The organism is Sporosarcina sp. ZBG7A (assembly GCF_000813425.1).
GTDB lineage: Bacteria > Bacillota > Bacilli > Bacillales_A > Planococcaceae > Sporosarcina.
Genome location: NZ_JWIB01000037.1, coordinates 91,782 through 107,578, shown reverse-complemented (window position 1 = coordinate 107,578; position 15,797 = coordinate 91,782). Strand labels below are relative to the sequence as shown.

The 15,797-nt window shown below is 42.2% G+C and carries 17 protein-coding genes and 1 other annotated feature; of the genes, 1 reads left to right on the top strand and 16 read right to left on the bottom strand.

Translation table 11 applies throughout. The features are described from left to right. Positions 1 to 40: 40 nt before the first annotated feature. Together RL70_RS13840 and RL70_RS13835 are read right to left on the bottom strand one after the other, a co-directional pair. Complete coding sequence (locus RL70_RS13840; RefSeq protein WP_039043984.1) at positions 41 to 1,024, bottom strand: NAD(P)/FAD-dependent oxidoreductase; 984 nt, start codon at positions 1,022 to 1,024, stop codon at positions 41 to 43. A 139-nt stretch (positions 1,025 to 1,163) separates the two neighbouring features. Further along, positions 1,164 to 1,472, bottom strand: a complete 309-nt coding sequence (locus RL70_RS13835; RefSeq protein ID WP_039043983.1) for a DUF6509 family protein — start codon at positions 1,470 to 1,472, stop codon at positions 1,164 to 1,166. Between the two features lie 202 nt (positions 1,473 to 1,674). On the opposite strand from RL70_RS13835, the gene RL70_RS13830 reads away from it, so the two are divergent. Then, complete coding sequence (locus tag RL70_RS13830; protein ID WP_039043982.1) at positions 1,675 to 3,372, top strand: M3 family oligoendopeptidase; 1,698 nt, start codon at positions 1,675 to 1,677, stop codon at positions 3,370 to 3,372. Positions 3,373 to 3,466: 94 nt separating this feature from the next. On the opposite strand, the gene RL70_RS13825 is transcribed toward RL70_RS13830, so the two are convergent. The 14 genes from RL70_RS13825 to mutM form a co-directional block, all read right to left on the bottom strand. Further along, complete coding sequence (locus tag RL70_RS13825; protein ID WP_039043981.1) at positions 3,467 to 4,444, bottom strand: zinc-binding dehydrogenase; 978 nt, start codon at positions 4,442 to 4,444, stop codon at positions 3,467 to 3,469. 125 nt (positions 4,445 to 4,569) lie between these two features. Further along, the gene (locus tag RL70_RS17385; protein WP_052245980.1) at positions 4,570 to 5,082 is read right to left on the bottom strand and encodes a helix-turn-helix domain-containing protein; all 513 of its coding nucleotides are present in this window, start codon (positions 5,080 to 5,082) and stop codon (positions 4,570 to 4,572) included. A gap of 121 nt (positions 5,083 to 5,203) precedes the next feature. Continuing rightward, entirely contained in the window at positions 5,204 to 5,686 is a 483-nt protein-coding gene (locus RL70_RS13815) for a dUTP diphosphatase (RefSeq protein ID WP_369795239.1), read from the bottom strand. A 41-nt stretch (positions 5,687 to 5,727) separates the two neighbouring features. Next, positions 5,728 to 6,021 (bottom strand): DUF1294 domain-containing protein, encoded by a 294-nt coding sequence (locus RL70_RS13810; protein ID WP_039043979.1) that lies wholly within the window; start codon positions 6,019 to 6,021, stop codon positions 5,728 to 5,730. 128 nt (positions 6,022 to 6,149) lie between these two features. After that, positions 6,150 to 6,509, bottom strand: coding sequence for a 50S ribosomal protein L20 (rplT, locus tag RL70_RS13805; protein WP_025783744.1), 360 nt, complete (start codon positions 6,507 to 6,509; stop codon positions 6,150 to 6,152). 94 nt (positions 6,510 to 6,603) lie between these two features. Then, on the bottom strand, positions 6,604 to 6,804 hold the full coding sequence (rpmI, locus tag RL70_RS13800; protein WP_039043978.1) for a 50S ribosomal protein L35: 201 nt from the start codon (positions 6,802 to 6,804) through the stop codon (positions 6,604 to 6,606). Positions 6,805 to 6,834: 30 nt separating this feature from the next. Then, entirely contained in the window at positions 6,835 to 7,341 is a 507-nt protein-coding gene (gene infC / locus RL70_RS13795) for a translation initiation factor IF-3 (RefSeq protein WP_039044004.1), read from the bottom strand. Between the two features lie 535 nt (positions 7,342 to 7,876). Next, positions 7,877 to 9,808, bottom strand: a complete 1,932-nt coding sequence (gene thrS / locus RL70_RS13790) for a threonine--tRNA ligase (RefSeq protein WP_039043977.1) — start codon at positions 9,806 to 9,808, stop codon at positions 7,877 to 7,879. Between the two features lie 50 nt (positions 9,809 to 9,858). Continuing rightward, positions 9,859 to 10,101 (bottom strand) — a binding site (T-box leader). A 63-nt stretch (positions 10,102 to 10,164) separates the two neighbouring features. Further along, positions 10,165 to 11,118, bottom strand: coding sequence for a primosomal protein DnaI (gene dnaI, locus RL70_RS13785; protein ID WP_039043976.1), 954 nt, complete (start codon positions 11,116 to 11,118; stop codon positions 10,165 to 10,167). Further along, a complete protein-coding gene (locus tag RL70_RS13780) occupies positions 11,119 to 12,489 on the bottom strand; it encodes a replication initiation and membrane attachment family protein (RefSeq protein ID WP_052245979.1) in 1,371 nt (456 codons plus the stop codon). A 15-nt stretch (positions 12,490 to 12,504) separates the two neighbouring features. After that, entirely contained in the window at positions 12,505 to 12,999 is a 495-nt protein-coding gene (gene nrdR, locus RL70_RS13775; protein ID WP_039043974.1) for a transcriptional regulator NrdR, read from the bottom strand. A gap of 166 nt (positions 13,000 to 13,165) precedes the next feature. Continuing rightward, positions 13,166 to 14,188 carry a glyceraldehyde-3-phosphate dehydrogenase gene (locus tag RL70_RS13770; RefSeq protein WP_039043973.1) on the bottom strand — a complete coding sequence of 341 codons (1,023 nt, stop codon included), beginning with the start codon at positions 14,186 to 14,188 and terminating at the stop codon, positions 13,166 to 13,168. Positions 14,189 to 14,314: 126 nt separating this feature from the next. Beyond that, entirely contained in the window at positions 14,315 to 14,905 is a 591-nt protein-coding gene (gene coaE / locus RL70_RS13765) for a dephospho-CoA kinase (RefSeq protein WP_039043972.1), read from the bottom strand. Positions 14,906 to 14,919: 14 nt separating this feature from the next. Continuing rightward, entirely contained in the window at positions 14,920 to 15,792 is an 873-nt protein-coding gene (mutM, locus tag RL70_RS13760; RefSeq protein WP_039044003.1) for a bifunctional DNA-formamidopyrimidine glycosylase/DNA-(apurinic or apyrimidinic site) lyase, read from the bottom strand. Positions 15,793 to 15,797 lie beyond the last annotated feature (5 nt).

Sequence of the window (15,797 nt, the reverse complement as noted above, 5' to 3'; positions counted from 1 at the left end):
AAGCCCCGAAGACATGTCTTCGGGGCTTTTGTTTGTTCAATTATGAAAATACGCTTGTACTATGCAATGGTTGTACTCGAGCTTTTGGATCAAGGTAAGCTTTCGCATTATTTACAGCGATCGGTGCTTCACCAAGTCCAACAGCAATCAGTTTCACTTTACCATCGTAATTGGTCACATCTCCTGCTGCGTAAATTCCTTCAATATTTGTTTCCATACGTGTATTTACAACGATAGAATTCTTCTCCATCTCAAGACCCCATTCTTTAATAGGTCCAAGAGATGAAATATTTCCATAGTTGACGATGACGTGGTCCATTGGAAGAATTTCTTCAGTACCATCTTTGTGAACGATTTGTACTTCATTCACCTTACCATCTTCCCCACGCAATGATTTAACCGAACGAGATGTCATGACATTCACTTTCGACTCCATTAATTGGTTAACACTTGTTTCGTGTGCCGTGAATCGTTCACGTCGATGTACGAGTGTTACGCTTTCTGCAATATCTTCAAGCATTAGTGCCCAGTCAACTGCCGAGTCACCGCCACCACATACGAGGACATTATGGTCTTTGAACATCGCTAAATCCTTGATGCCATAGTGCAGACTTGTATTTTCAAAATGGACTTCCTCTTCAATTCCGATTTTACGTGGTTGGAAAGCACCGATTCCAGCAGTCAACAAAATAGTTCTTGTTAAATGCTCCCCTTTGTCTGTCTTCAAAACAAAATGATCTCCATCGCGTGTCGCTGAAAGTGCTGCTTCACCTAGAAGAATTTCCGGTTTTGAATGATGTGCCTGCGTGACCAAGTTAGCAACAAGATCTTTCGCAAGGATTTTCGGAAATCCTCCGACATCATAAATGTATTTATCGGGATATAGCTCGATTAGTTGTCCTCCTAATTGAGGTAAGCTATCGATAATTTTCACTGACATTTCCCGCATACCGGCATAGAAAGAGGCAAAAAGACCTGTTGGCCCTCCGCCAATGATTGTAATATCGACGATTTCTCGATCCATTGTAAACACTCCATTACTGAAAAATTTTGTAGAAACTCCGGACGTTGTTGTTAACAAGACGTCCTACCATTCGGTTCTACGTTTATTATCCTCTATTTCAAATAGAATTTCACGTTATTTGAACGTATTAAATACTTTTTTACTGATTATTTGACGTTTCTTCTACTTTTTCTGCATTCTCTCTGCAAAATGCAAGGACTTCTTGGATTTCTTCCTCTTCTAACTCAAAATCCAATGCTTGCTCTGTACCTTTTTTAAAGAAGTAACTGGCCATAATCTTATCAACTTCACCATCAACGACATAGATTGTTCGGATCCCCGCTGCATCTTCTTCTAATAATTCGTCTTCTTCTTCAAACTCCAAAAATAAATGGAATTCATATCGCTTACCCGTGAGGATGCCTGTCGGGTCTCTCAATTCTGAAACTGTATACTGTGTAATATTCATAAGTAATTTGTATTCCCCTCTTCAATCAATTTAAGATTCGTTCATACGTACATGCTCTCATCATACCACGAGAACTCTGTCCGGGATACATTTACACTTCATCCGATAAAATTGCTCATTGGAGAGGTTACTTTTTGCATTTCCCAAGATTTTCAGGAACAATAGGGTAGAAGAAATATTACTACTAGAGTGGGGGAAAATTATGATTACGTTTGACGAATACCAGTACGCTCGTCCTGATATGGAAGAAATCAAAAATGAATTCACTGAACTTTTAAATGAATTCCACAAATCCGATTCCTATGAAACCCAAAACGCCGTGATTGAGAAAATCAATGCAATCGGAAATGACTATTCGACTCAATCGAATCTTGCCTACATCCGATCTTCCATCGACACAAATGATGAATACTACCAACAGGAGCGCGATTATTTTGACGAAGTCAGTCCTGAATTCCAAGGGCTCTCTACGGAATTTTACAAAGCGCTGATTACTTCTAAGTTCCGGGCTGAGCTAGAAGAAAAATGGGGCTCTCAGCTATTTGCTCTAGCAGAAAATTCCATAAAGGAGTTTTCACCTGAAGTGATGCCGCTGCTTCAGCAAGAAAACAAGCTGACATCAGAGTATGCAAAACTTGTAGCTTCTGCGCAAATCGAATTTGATGGGAAAGAGTTGACTCTCGCTCAACTAGGTCCCTATATGGAGTCTACTGATCGCTCTGTTCGTAAAGAAGCGATGAACGCTCAGTATTCGTTCTATGAGAAAAACGCTGAAAAGTTTGACGAAATTTATGATCGTCTCGTTAAACTCCGAGATGAGATTGCCAAGAAACTAGGATTTGATACGTTTACTGAACTAGGCTATGTACGAATGTCCCGTGTTGGATATGATGCTGAGATGGTAAAGAATTTCCGCGACCAAGTTCGTGACTACATCGTGCCAGTTGCAAACAAGTTATATGATCGTCAAGCTGCACGAATCGGTGTCGATAGTCTCAAGTTCTACGATCAGTCACTCGATTTCCTAACGGGTAATGCAGTTCCACAAGGATCTCCAGATTGGATTATTGAACAAGGTAAGGAAATGTATAAAGAACTGTCACATGAAACAGATGAGTTCTTTACGTATATGACTGAAAAGAATTTGCTCGATCTTGTTGCAAAAAAAGGCAAAGAAGCAGGTGGCTATTGTACGTTCATCGATAATTATGATTCTCCGTTCATCTTCTCGAACTTTAACGGAACGTCTGGCGATATCGATGTACTCACTCACGAAGCTGGACATGCATTCCAAGTCTATTCAAGTCGTAACATCGGCATTCCTGAATATGTGTGGCCAACGAGCGAAGGTGCGGAAGTTCACTCGATGAGTATGGAATTCTTTACATGGCCTTGGATGGAGCTGTTCTTCAATGAGCAAACTGATAAATATAAGTTCTCTCATTTAAGCAGTGGGCTCCTATTCTTACCTTATGGTGTGGCTGTAGATGAATTCCAACACGAAGTGTATAACAATCCTCAGATGACTCCAGCTGAGCGTAAAGCGGCTTGGAAGCGGATAGAGGGTATTTACTTACCGAAACGTGATTATGATGGCAACGAGTATTTAGAAAGCGGTGGCTTTTGGCAGCGCCAAGCTCACATTTACGAAATACCATTTTACTACATCGATTATACGTTAGCACAAATATGCGCATTCCAATTCTGGAAAAAAGACCGTGAAGATCATGAATCTGCATGGAATGATTACGTTCATCTATGTAAGCTTGGTGGTTCTAAGTCATTCACGGAATTGGTCAAAGAAGCGAACTTGATCTCTCCTTTTGAGGATGGTTGCGTTGAATCGGTTGTCGGCACTATCGAAGCGTGGTTGGATTCTGTGGATGATAAAGCTCTTTAAGAATAAATTAGAACCAAACTGATTTGCTCATTAACATTCCTAACTATACAAAACAGCTCGTTATCTCCTTATGGATGATAACGAGCTGTTTAGATTATACTGTGAACACAATTTTACCGAAATGAGTACTGTCTTCAAGCATACTGAATCCCTCTAGTGCATCTTCTAGAGGCATAGTGCGATCAATCACAGGTCGAATGTTATGCTCTTTTGAGAAAGCAAGCATTTCTCTCAACTCATCACGACTTCCCATCATCGAGCCGACAATTTCTTGTTGCTTATTGAAAAGTTCACGTAAATCCAAATCGATTACGTCTTCAGTTGTTGCACCAAACACGACTAATCGTCCACCCTTTTTCAAACATTTAAGAGAACGATTAAATGTGGCTTTTCCTACACTCTCAATGACAAGGTCTATTGTTTCGTCCTTCAACACTTCGTTCCAATCTGCATGTGTATCGATTGCGCGATCTGCTCCAAGTTTCAAAGCATGCTCTCTCTTTTCTTCACTTCTTGAAGTGACAATGACGCGGGCACCGATTGCTTTAGCAAATTGGATGATGAATGTAACAACACCACTACCCGCGCCTGGAACGAATACAGTGTCACCTTTCTTTACTTTTCCACGTGTCACAAGCGCACGAAATCCTGTCAGACCTGCTAATGCGATACTTGCTGATTCTTCCCATGACAAGTAGGCCGGCCGGGGTTCTAGTTGCTCCTGTGAGAGGACAATTTTTTCTGAAAAGGTTCCGTCATCTGGCATTCCCAGTGGACCAAACCCTTCAGGAGAACCATCACTTTTTTCAAACCAGTTAAGAGACGGGTTGACCAAAACTTCATCTCCTACTGACCACTTTGTAACCCCCTCTCCAACTGACTCGACCACCCCTGCCCCATCAGATCCTAGTATTAGATCATGTCCTTTGTTTTCTCTTCTAGCTGGTATGTATAAGTCTCTTCTATTTAGTCCGGCAGTTTTGATAGCCACCACGACTTCCCCGCTTTTCGCAATAGGTGTGGGCATTTCTCCTAATCTAAGTCCGTTGTCTCCATGAATAATCGCTTTCACTGTCAACATCCTCTCTACGATATAATTGTTTGAATCTTCCGGTTACCACCCCATCATATCGCACTTCAGAGAAAAGCCAAAATAAAAAACACAATAGCCATGAAGGTCTATTGTGTTTCGTTCCCTTATTTTGCTTCAGTTGTTTTTTGAAGACGGCACTTCAATTTTGCGAGTTCAAGTAATTCAAGTACGTCTTTTTTAGGTAGATCAGTTAGTAAATTAAGTAATTCACGTTCAGCAAGACGGCGTCCTTTACCGCTACGGTAGCGATTTTTGTTACTTGCGTCTAATTGAGTATAAAGGTTATCTGTTTCTTCGTCCTGTTCATCTGCAAACCCATCAACAGTGATTGTTTCGCGCAACCGTTCATATAATGACTCTGCACTTGCAGTATTCGCTTGTTTGAAAGCAGAAGACTTTTTTGAGTCACCAAGAATAAGCTCGTCCGTTGATATATTAAATCGCTCAGAGATTTTAGCAACCCATGCTGCTGATGGTGCATTTTTTCCTTTTTCCCAATCTTTAATACGGCTTGCCGATGTCCCGATAGCAGCACCGAAAGCCATCATGGATAAACCTCTTTGCTCTCTTAGTTCCTTTAACCTAATACCGAATCCTTCTTTACTCCAGTCGTTCACAAAAAATCCTCCTCTAATGTCTATTATTACTATTATTTTTCATTTCTAGGTATTTGTCAATCTTTTATTTATTAATAAAAAGGTAGTATCTTATAAGGCTTTCCCTAGGGAAACATCTATTTCAATAACCTGTTTTTTGTCTTTCATAATTTTTCTCATTCTTTTCAATGTACGCATCGTAGATTTCTTGCAACGAAAATCCAAGCTTTTCAGCAAGCGTTCCATACTGATTCCAAAGACCCGTATATGTAGCCATATCTGGATGTTGGCCGAATTCAAGTACTGCTTGATTGGTTTTAAGGAATGTTGTTGTTAGAGAATCGGATGAAGTGTCAAAACGCCACTCATTGAAATTCGTCAAATCCTTAACAATCCCTAACGATAAGAGAAAATGAATGGAATCTACATATTCTTCTAGCACAACAGAACGGGCAGAGGAACCCTTTAAGCTCCAAAACTTAAAGCATCTCGTTTCGTTTGCCAACTCAGAAAGTTCGACAAGCAATGCGAGGACTTTGTCTTCAAAAAGATTTCTCCCAGAAAGATCGTGTTGCGCCTGTATGTATGAATCGAGCTCTTGTTGCATGTGAAATAATTTGTTCATATCCAATGTGATTGCCCCTTATCGTATTATTTTGACCTTTGTTAAAAGAGTTTTGTTATAACCGGCATTTGAAGTCCCGCGAGATAGAGGATGATTACTACATCAATCAAGGCCAGCATTAGAAATCCTACCCGGAAATTAGTATGAAGCGTTTTATGACGAAATACTTGCATCCCAAAGTAAGCGCCTATTCCTCCACCGAATATCGCAAGTAGCCACAAATTCTTTTCAGATACACGACTTTTTTTCCGCTTAGCTTGTCGTTTGTCATAACCCATCGTAATAAATGCCCATATGGACAAAAATACGATCCACTCGAGTCCTAGTGTCTCCATAAAAAAACTCTCCTCACTCTTACTTGTCGGCTATATTCCAAAAACCTTTACAACAATTCTCGAAAGATTTCTAACAAAAAAACGTCACAATCCCATTCAAATCGGGACCGTGACGTTCAGGAAATCAATTATTTAGAAAGTGATTTCTTAGCTGTCTCAGCAAATTGAGCAAAAGCAGCTGCATCTGTTACTGCAAGATCAGCAAGCATTTTACGGTTAACGTCAATACCAGCAACTTTAAGACCGTGCATAAGTGTGCTGTAAGACATACCATTTACACGAGCTGCCGCGTTGATACGTGTGATCCAAAGTCTACGGAAGTCCCGCTTCTTCTGGCGACGGTCACGATAAGCATAGTTCAATGATTTCATGACTTGTTGGTTTGCTACTCGGTAGAGACGGTGTTTAGAACCAAAATACCCTTTTGCTAATTTCAATACTCGATTACGACGCTTGCGCGTCACTGTTCCACCTTTTACGCGTGGCATAGTTCATTACCTCCTGCTATTCCTGTAAGAATAATTTAGATTTGAATTCAATGGGTTTGCTATCAATAGTGATCAGCTAACCGGGCTGAAGCTATTACTTCATGTAAGTAAGCATCTGACGAATACGCTTGAAATCGCCAGAAGAAACTAGTGAAGATTTGCGCAAGTGACGTTTTGCTTTAGTCGACTTGTTAGCAAAAAGGTGGCTTGTTTTAGCGCGTCCGCGCTTCAACTTACCGCTTCCTGTTTTTTTGAAACGCTTCGCGGAACCGCGGTGTGTTTTCATTTTTGGCATGATCTGTTCCTCCTAAATCGTTTGTTCAGCTTACTTTTTCTCTGCTATTGGTGCAAGCATCAAGAACATGCTGCGTCCATCCATCTTAGGGCGGACCTCAACTGTTCCAACTTCTTTACAAGCTTCTGCAAACTTGTCAAGAACGCGCTGTCCAATTTCTTTGTGAGTAATCGCACGTCCGCGGAAACGGATGGATGCTTTTACTTTGTCGCCAGCTTCAAGGAATTTAATTCCGTTACGAAGCTTTGTTTGAAAATCGTGCTCATCGATTGTCGGGCTAAGCCGAACTTCTTTGACCTGGATAATCTTTTGGTTCTTTCGGACTTCCCGCTCTTTTTTCTGCTGCTCGAACTTAAACTTTCCATAGTCCATAACGCGGGCTACAGGCGGTTTAGCTGTTGGTGCTACGAGGACGACGTCCAAGTTGGCACGTGCAGCAATTTCAAGTGCTTCGTTGCGGGACTTAATGCCGAGCTGATCACCATTGTGGTCGATAAGTCGTAATTCACGGGCACGAATTCCTTCGTTCACATACATATCTTTGCTAATCGTAATCCACCTCCGAATAATATCTCGCGAATACACTGTTTGAGCAGTCTGCACCGTTCTGGCACAGCTTGCAAAACCATTCAGCATTCTGAGCCTTCAGGTAATGAGGCAATAAAAAAAGCAGACAAATGGATGATTTGTCTACCCGCAATCGCACACGTATTTACACACGTGGCTTCACTACTGTGCTAACCTCAACAACTACCAATTTGGCGTCGATCAGGTGAGAAGCGGGCAGCTCCTTCTTGTATCACAAACTGTATTCTTTAACCTTATCTACTTTATCATCCTTTAGAGAAAGTGTCAAGGGTTTTTCGTTGAAACAAAAATAAATTAGCCCGATTGATTTACGCTTCAGATGGACGCTTTCCGAGGGGCTTGGTTTCAGCCTCCTCGGTTCGCTTCGCTCCCTGCGGGGTCTTCAACCTGCGCTTATCCCTCCGGAGTCGCCATCTTCCGCTACAATCAATGGTGTCGTTTAAGTATTAGCAGGTCCTTAAAACCAATTGAAAACAAAATTAGCTTAGTGAGCTACGTCACTTTTCAAGAGTTCTAGGAATGCTTCAAAGCTCATGGATTCGGAGTTTTGTTCTCCGTATTTTCGGACGTTGACGTTGCCTGATTCGATTTCTTTGTCTCCTAGTACGAGCATGTATGGTACTTTTTGAACTTGGGCTTCACGGATTTTGTAGCCGATTTTTTCTTCGCGGCTGTCGAGGTCTACTCGGTATCCGGCAGCGACGAGTTGTTCGCGCACTTTGTCTGCGTAGTCGAAGTGTGCTTCAGGTGAGACTGGGATGACTTCGACTTGAATTGGTGCGAGCCAAGTTGGGAATGCTCCTTTGTATTCCTCGATTAAGAAGGCTACGAAGCGTTCCATTGTGGATACGACACCTCTGTGGATGACTACTGGACGGTGTTGTTTTCCGTCTTCGCCTACGTAAGTAAGGTCGAAGCGTTCTGGTAGCAAGAAGTCCAATTGAACAGTGGAGAGTGTTTCTTCCATGCCTATTGCCGTTTTCACTTGAACGTCGAGTTTCGGACCATAGAATGCCGCTTCGCCGTCTGCTTCAGTGTAGTCAAGACCCATGTCGTCCATCGCGTCTTTCAACATGTGTTGTGCGCGTTCCCACATTGCGTCGTCATCGAAATACTTCTCAGTGTCTGCAGGGTCACGGTATGAAAGACGGAACGAGTAGTCTGTAATGTTAAAGTCTTTATATACATCAATGATCAGCTGAACTGTACGCTGGAACTCGTCTTTAATTTGGTCTGGACGAACGAAGATGTGTGCATCGTTCAGAGTCATCCCACGAACCCGTTGAAGACCTGAAAGTGCTCCTGACATTTCGTAGCGGTGCATTGTACCAAGTTCCGCGATACGAATTGGTAGGTTCCGGTATGAATGGATGCCGTTTTTGTAGATCATCATGTGGTGCGGGCAGTTCATCGGACGGAGGACTAGGTCTTCGTTGTCCATGCTCATCACAGGGAACATTCCGTCTTGATAGTGATCCCAGTGACCAGATGTTTTGTACAACTCGACGCTACCTAGAACTGGTGTATACACATGGTCATAGCCAAGACGCTCTTCTTTGTCTACGATGTAGCGTTCGATTACTCGACGAATTGTTGCACCTTTTGGAAGCCAAAGCGGAAGTCCTTGACCCACCTTTTGAGAGTTCATGAACAAATCCAGTTCTTTACCGATTTTACGGTGATCGCGTTCTTTTGCTTCTTCAAGCATCTTCAAGTGCGCCTGAAGTTCTTCTTTTTTGAAGAAAGCTGTTCCGTAAATACGCTGTAGCATTTTGTTATCAGAATTACCGCGCCAGTATGCACCAGCGATACTTAGCAATTTGAATTCTTTGAGCTTTCCTGTATATGGCACGTGGACGCCACGGCATAAATCGAAAAACTCGCCTTGTTCATAGATCGAAACCTGCTCGTCTGCAGGAATAGCTTGGAGCAATTCTAATTTGTACTCGTCATCGATTTCTTTAAAGCGACGCTCCGCTTCTGAGCGTGAAACATCGTGTCGAACCACTTCCAAGTTCTCTCCGATAATGCGTTTCATTTCTTTTTCAAGTTCTGGTAAGTCATCTGCAGTAATTGGTGTTGGAGAATCGATATCATAGTAGAAACCATTATCGATTGTTGGACCTATTCCAAGTTTTGCATCCGGGAATTTGCGTTTTACTGCTTGAGCTAGTAAGTGGGCTGTACTGTGACGTAAGATTTCAAGTGCTTCCGGAGATTGTTGAGTAACGATCGCAATATCTCCATCGTGTTGGATTGGTGTTTTCAAGTCGATGAGCTGTTCACCGAGCTTACCTGCAAGTGCACTTTTACGAAGTCCTGGGCTGATCGATGCTGCTACATCTTCTGTTGTTGTGCCAGCAGGAAACTCCTTAACCGCGCCATCCGGAAATTTTAAATGAATTGAATTTGACATGTCAATGCACTCCTTTTATCTATTTTTGAACACAAAAAAGCCCCATCCCATAAAGGGACGAGACTTGTACTCGCGGTTCCACCCTTCTTCCTCCAATCCGGAACAAACCGGAAAGATGAAGCTTAAAGCGGCTAACGGGCCGGGGCCGTCAACAGGTATTAAAGAGCGTACTCAATGGTTCCCTGTTGCTGCTCAAAGGCGGTAGATTGGTGTCGTTTCCTGCAAGGTTCTCAGCAAACCCCTTGCTCTCTGTAGGTCGTTTCAACAATCGTTGTCCTTGTCAAAGCATTTTATCATTGTGTTGTGATTAGTATAGTGAATGTTATCAGGAATTGCAAGAGGATTACTGAAAACAATCAGTCTTTTCCAGGATTTCTACGGTTTTTCCCTGATAATAACATCGGATCACTCATTATTTTAATCCGTTCCATTATGCGTGCGGCTTTGATAGGTTCTTTCTCGCCACGCTGTGAAAAGGTGAGATGATGCTCTAGTTCAGACAACGTAAAGTTTGATGTAAAAAATGTAGGAAGCTGATCTGCCATGCGATACTGCAATATGGTTCCTAACACTTCATCGCGTGCCCAAGCCGTCATCGATTCTGCACCGATGTCGTCAATCATGAGAACAGTAGCCTTTTTAACAAACTCAATTTTTTCGTTCAGAGAATTATCCTGAATCGACTGTTTTATTTCACGTAAAAATTCAGGTAAGTAAACCACTACAGTACGTATTTTCCGATTAGCCAGTTCGTTAGCAAGAGCGCCTAAAATAAAGGACTTTCCAGTACCAAATTTGCCGTGGATATACAACCCTTTTTCAGGAAGAACACCGGTTTCTACGTATTGTGTAATAAATTCACTTGCCTTATCCACAATATCCAGACGGCTTGAATCGTAATACGTGTCAACGTCAATGAGCTGTGCTTTCATGACATCTTTGGGCATGTACAGGCTATTCAGCATCTTATTAACAGCCCGCTTCTCATCATCCCGTTCTTTCTGAGGACAACGAATATACGTCACATCGATTAGCCCCTGATTCAAGGTAAGCTTTGGTTCGAACCCCTTCATGACATTAATACATCCCTCGAGGTTTGGACACTTGTCGCATTGATGAGACGCAGTTATGAATTCGTAAAGCTTATTTAAACTCTTCTCCACAACTTGTTTGTCAATCTCATTTGCATGATCTTCTATGAATTGTTGGACTTCCTCATTTGCAAGAACTTCGTTTCTTAACTCGTCATACCGCGCAGCTAGTGTTGGCGCGTTAATCACTCTTTTCATAGCCTCTCCTATACGCTCCATTTAATTCACCCCGTTTCGCATTGATTCTAATTTGGCAAGTAATTCTTTCCGTTTCCTGTCATTCTCCAGTTCTTTCTCGGGATTGACTTCCTTTTGGGCAGCTGGCTCCTCGTCTTTGTTGAGGAACCATTCGGGCAATTTCTCTTCGCGTGTCGGCTTTTTACGTTGGCTATTCGTTTTGCCGCCTTCTTTCATCCATTGTGTATATTCGTCATGCTCTTTACGCGAATAGTCGATTGCCTTTTCGACAGTATCTACTTTGTTCATCGCCCATCGTGAAGCGATCCGTTCTGCAAATCCATTTGTAATTTTCCCATCATTGTGAAGCACAATATAATGCAAAAGAACATTGATAACCCCAAATGATAATTTGTGAACATTCATAAGTCGTTCTGCTATTTTCACATCTACAGAAAAAGGCTCAGCACCAATCAAATCAAACAAAAATTCTTTAGGTGAGGTGCTTTCAAAGTATGCGATAAGCTCTTGTTGCTTGGATTGTGGCTTTTGGGATTCAGAATTACCTTGTCCCGTATCAGGCACATAAAACTTGTTTAACTTCGGCGCAGCTTTTGAGATGTTCATTTTATAAAAGTCAGTAGCAGCTCTACGAAGTCGTTCTTCAGGAACTTCAAGATTCTCATCCAGTGCCATCATAATCACTTTTTGCATATCTATTGGCGAAAGTGAATACAAAAACGCTAATTTCCCAACTAATTCCCTAGAAACACCTGCAATTGCACGTCTAGGAACCATCTGTTCTGAAAGACCACTCATCATTAGGTCAAAGTCGAAAAAGCTATGATCGAACGGGATACCATTAGATTCATTTCGATCACTCAGCTGCTGTTCGTTAAGTAGCTCATGGGCATTTCCATTAACCGGTGTATAAACATCTAAAAAATTTCTTGAAACTTCTTTAAAGTTTTCCATATCCAATTGTTCTGTAACGAATCGAGAACGTAAATCCCTATAAGCTTGTTCTCCGATTTTGCTGAATAAGAATGTCGCAAGTAATGGATCGTGAAAGAAACTTTCCGCATCTAACGGTGGGAGCAACTCATAGACAAATGTCCTGTTTTCCTCATCTGAGTTCATATAAGAACGCAGTAAGCCAATAGCCTCCAATGAAATTCTAGCTTGAAAAACAGTTTTAAGGGGCATGCTTAAGTTATTCATGAGATGGTAATGGCTGAACTGACGTTTATCATCTGTCTCACCGTCTGCCCACATAGTTAAAAACAAACTTATCGGCTCAGGACCTATTAATGGTTGATAAAAGAGGGAGAGAAGCTGTCTGTCATAATCGGAAAATGGAGTAGAAAACTTTAACATATACGTATCAACAGGTTGCAGTTCTTGGTAAAGCATACTCATTTCCCCTCCTTACACTTCGGAAGGTCCCTCTGAACCGTTCTTTTCACGAAGGGGACCTTTTTGTAAATTCTTCAATTCTTCAATGAACATCGTGATGTTCTGGTAGTCACGATAGACCGATGAAAAGCGAACGTAAGCCACTTCATCGACATCTGCAAGGCGCTCCATGACCATCTCTCCGACATCGTGAGAAGCAATTTCAGAAACCCCACTGCTTTTTAGTTCTTTTTCGATGGATGCCACGATATTTTGTAAATCTTCCAAAGGGACGGGCCGTTTTTCACACGCTCTCACTAATCCCCTTAACAATTTTTCGCCCAAGAACTCTTCACGGGTTCCTTCTTTTTTCACAATAATGAGTGGAGCTTCTTCTACTTTTTCAAAAGTTGTAAACCGGTAGTTGCATTGCTCACATTCTCTGCGTCTGCGGATAGAGCTATTCTCTTCAGCTGGTCTCGAGTCGACAACACGCGTTCCGTTATATCGGCAAGCTGGACATTTCATAATTCGTTCCTCCGGTTTTCTGTAGTTCATCTAGTATAACAGAGAGAGCGTTTTCACAACACCCGTGATTACTTGAGTGGCGTTTAAGGTTGTTTTCCACCACAAAAAAGACTGCCGATTCTTTCGCTCTTTCAAGCAGCAAGAAGGACAGCCTTTCAATTGGGTATTACGCTTTTACGCTAGCGCGAAGTTCTTTCGCAACTTTTTTAGTTAAGTCAACCACGCGTGCTGAATAGCCCCATTCGTTGTCATACCAAGCTAAAACTTTCACTTTACGATCTCCGATGACCATTGTCGACAACCCGTCAATGATTGCTGAATCGGATGTGTTGTTGAAATCGATCGAAACGAGTGGTTCCATTGTTAAGCTTAGGACGCCTTTCATAGAACCTTCCATCGCTTTCTTGAACACTTCGTTTACTTGCTCTGCGGTAACATCTTTCTTCACGTCTACCACAAGATCCACTAGAGAAACGTTCGGAGTTGGAACACGAAGCGCCATTCCGTGAATTTTGCCTTCAAGTTCAGGAAGCACAAGCGATAGTGCTTTTGCTGCTCCAGTTGAAGTTGGGATGATGGATTGACCGCATGAACGCGCACGACGAAGGTCTTTGTGTGGATTGTCCAAGTTCTTTTGGTCATTTGTATACGCATGTACAGTCGTCATCAACCCATTTTCAATGCCGAATTCGTCATTAAGGATTTTAGCGACTGGTGCGAGACAATTCGTTGTACAACTTGCATTCGAAATGACGTCGTGCTTTTCAATGTCTAATTTTTCATCGTTGACACCCATGACAATCGTGATGTCTTCATTTTTACCTGGCGCTGACAAGATTACTTTCTTTGCACCCGCTTCTAAATGAAGGGCTGCTTTGTCACGCGCATTGAACACACCCGTTGCTTCAATGACGATATCTACGCCAAGCTGTTTCCAAGGGAGTTTGGATGGATCCCGTTCTGCGACAAGTTCTACACGCTTGCCATTGACAAGCAATGCATTCTCTTCAATTACTACATCGCCATCGAACGTTCCGTGGGTTGTGTCATACTTAATCAAGTGTGCTAATGTTTCTGGTGGGTAAAGGGCGTTAATCGCAATAGCAGTAACCTCATCCTCTACTATCAACTGCCGGAATACCATGCGGCCGATTCGACCAAAACCATTAATCGCTACTGATGTTGTCATGAAAAGTCCTCCCAATATGTATGATGTTATACTGTTTACTCAAATATCGTAATTAGTATAACACATTTTTACCACTTGGAAAGAGTTTGTGCAACATTGAACAATGTTTGATTTTTCAGAACTAGTTCAAACTTGCCATTTCCTCAAGACGTCTTCTACTTGTCTTTCGGTTTCAGCTAATGTTCCATTGTTATCAATCACAGCATCAGCGCCCTGTTCTTTGATCTCGATGGGTAGTTGCGAGGCAATTCTTGAATCTGCCTCTTGTTCAGAAAACTGATTACGACTCATCAGGCGTTCTTTTTGAACTTCAGGGGTGACAGAGACTACAAGGATTTTTTCTACATAATCATGTAGCTTGTTTTCAAAAAGTAACGGAATATCCAAAATAACGGTTTTCTCTCCTGCTGCCAGATGTGCTTCTTTTTGAGCAATGAGTTCTTTCCGAATCGCTGGGTGAATGATATTGTTCAGTTGCTCACGCTTCTTGTCATCGCCAAAAATCAGTTGCCCCATTACCGCACGATTCATAGAACCATCTTCTCGTATGACTTCATGTCCAAATACTATTTCAATTTCCTTTAACACAGGACTTCCAGGCTCCACAACTAACCGGGCAATCTGATCCGCATCGACTATCGGGTAACCTCGATCTTTCAAAAGGTTAGCGACTGTGCTTTTACCGCTCGCAATACTTCCTGTTAGACCAATAATCATACGTGTGCTCCTTTTTAATGCTGACATTTTTTACAGTAAGTTGATGTTCGATTTGCTATTTGAATCGAAGCAGTCTCGGCACCGCATTTAGGACATACTCTACGTCCATACATTTGCAGACGATTCTGCATGGAACCCGCGTCACCATTAATATTCCGATAGTCGGAAATCGAACTTCCTCCCGCTTGGATACTTTCATCCAATACAGTTACGATCTCACTGAATAACTGTTGTTTTCTGTGGCGACTAATCCTGCCAGCTGCTCGATTCGGATGAATCCCCATCCTGAAGAGCGCTTCTGTTGCGTAAATATTACCGCAGCCTGAAATAATTTGACCGTCCATAATCACTTCTTTAATCGGCTTTTTTGCGTATTTATCTTGATTCGTTTTTTCCATGAAAAACTCTTCTGCATCCGCCGCAAAAGGTTCTGGAGCCATTAACGTTAATGGTAAATGATCCTGCTCACACGTCAGTAAGCGGAGTTCTCCAAAACGCCTTATATCCGAATAGACGAGGAGCCCCCCATCTTCAAGCTGAAAAATTGTGTGAATGTGATTGCGAAACTTCTGCTCCCGGATTTCCTCGATAGCATTTACGACGAACCAGGCCCCCGTCATTCCTAAGTGGCTGACAAGGAGTCGGCATGTATCGTCTTTGACGAGATGAAAATAGATATATTTACTACGTCTCGTTACGGCTTCGATTTTGTATCCAGCAAGTTCTGCAGAAAATTGATCGACTGAATGACCTTTTATGATGGCTTCCTTCCCTGCAGCTTTCGAAGCAGATACCGTTTCAGAAACTTCCACAACGCATATTGTACGTCCACTCGCAACAGGAGCTAGCGAACGAACAACTCCTTCTACTTCAGGTAATTCCGGCATCGGGC

Coding starts and splice junctions, on each gene's coding strand:
- RL70_RS13840 (WP_039043984.1), bottom strand. CDS start 1,024: ATGGATCGAGAAATCGTCGATATTACAATCATTGGCGGAGGGCCAACA.
- RL70_RS13835 (WP_039043983.1), bottom strand. CDS start 1,472: ATGAATATTACACAGTATACAGTTTCAGAATTGAGAGACCCGACAGGC.
- RL70_RS13830 (WP_039043982.1), top strand. CDS start 1,675: ATGATTACGTTTGACGAATACCAGTACGCTCGTCCTGATATGGAAGAA.
- RL70_RS13815 (WP_369795239.1), bottom strand. CDS start 5,686: ATGAACAAATTATTTCACATGCAACAAGAGCTCGATTCATACATACAG.
- RL70_RS13810 (WP_039043979.1), bottom strand. CDS start 6,021: ATGGAGACACTAGGACTCGAGTGGATCGTATTTTTGTCCATATGGGCA.
- rplT (WP_025783744.1), bottom strand. CDS start 6,509: ATGCCACGCGTAAAAGGTGGAACAGTGACGCGCAAGCGTCGTAATCGA.
- rpmI (WP_039043978.1), bottom strand. CDS start 6,804: ATGCCAAAAATGAAAACACACCGCGGTTCCGCGAAGCGTTTCAAAAAA.
- infC (WP_039044004.1), bottom strand. CDS start 7,341: ATGTATGTGAACGAAGGAATTCGTGCCCGTGAATTACGACTTATCGAC.
- thrS (WP_039043977.1), bottom strand. CDS start 9,808: ATGTCAAATTCAATTCATTTAAAATTTCCGGATGGCGCGGTTAAGGAG.
- dnaI (WP_039043976.1), bottom strand. CDS start 11,118: ATGGAGCGTATAGGAGAGGCTATGAAAAGAGTGATTAACGCGCCAACA.
- RL70_RS13780 (WP_052245979.1), bottom strand. CDS start 12,489: ATGCTTTACCAAGAACTGCAACCTGTTGATACGTATATGTTAAAGTTT.
- nrdR (WP_039043974.1), bottom strand. CDS start 12,999: ATGAAATGTCCAGCTTGCCGATATAACGGAACGCGTGTTGTCGACTCG.
- RL70_RS13770 (WP_039043973.1), bottom strand. CDS start 14,188: ATGACAACATCAGTAGCGATTAATGGTTTTGGTCGAATCGGCCGCATG.
- coaE (WP_039043972.1), bottom strand. CDS start 14,905: ATGATTATTGGTCTAACAGGAAGTATTGCGAGCGGTAAAAGCACAGTC.
- mutM (WP_039044003.1), bottom strand. CDS start 15,792: ATGCCGGAATTACCTGAAGTAGAAGGAGTTGTTCGTTCGCTAGCTCCT.